Here is a 516-nt window from a genome sequence, read left to right as displayed (position 1 = left end):
GTTACCATCGCGCCTTGCTTGTTTGCGAGGTTGAAATGATGGAGACACTCCTATGGCGTGAGCTGCTTTCCCAGCGTAACCGCCTGCTGCAACTACACACCGTGCTGACCGATGCCTTGCTGGTGGCACGGTTTCAGGGCACCGAGGCGATCAATCAGGACCTGGCGTTCACCCTCGACTGCCTGAGCCCTGCCGCTTCTCTGGATATCGAGCAATTGCCGGGCACGGCCGTGACCCTGCAACTGGCCCTCAATGATGGCCGCGCCCGCACGTGGCAGGGCGTGGTGGCACAGGTGCTGGCGCTCGGGGGTGACGGGGCCGTGGCGCGCTATCGATTGCAGGTGGGCAGTTGGCTGGGGTTGCTCAAGCAGCGGCGCAACACCCTGATATTCCAAGGCCTGGATGCCCTGCAAATCACCGCTCGGGTGTTCGCCGATTACCCCTTGGCGCAGTGGCAGGCCCACGTCACCCAGCCGTTGGTGAAGCGGGCACTGTGCACGCAGCACCGTGAGACGG

General features: G+C 63.8%; 1 protein-coding gene. It reads left to right on the top strand.

Annotated features, from left to right (window positions below; genetic code table 11):
- Positions 1 to 35 precede the first annotated feature (35 nt).
- Positions 36 to 516, top strand: a 481-nt coding sequence (locus AC19YR_RS24845) for a contractile injection system protein, VgrG/Pvc8 family (RefSeq protein WP_500600451.1), incomplete at its 3' end; no start/stop codon positions are given.

The sequence above is a fragment of the Pseudomonas sp. MF08817 genome (genome assembly GCF_059862705.1).
The sequence above is the reverse complement of the archived record's forward strand: the minus strand, read 5'-3'. Positions and strand labels throughout refer to the sequence as shown.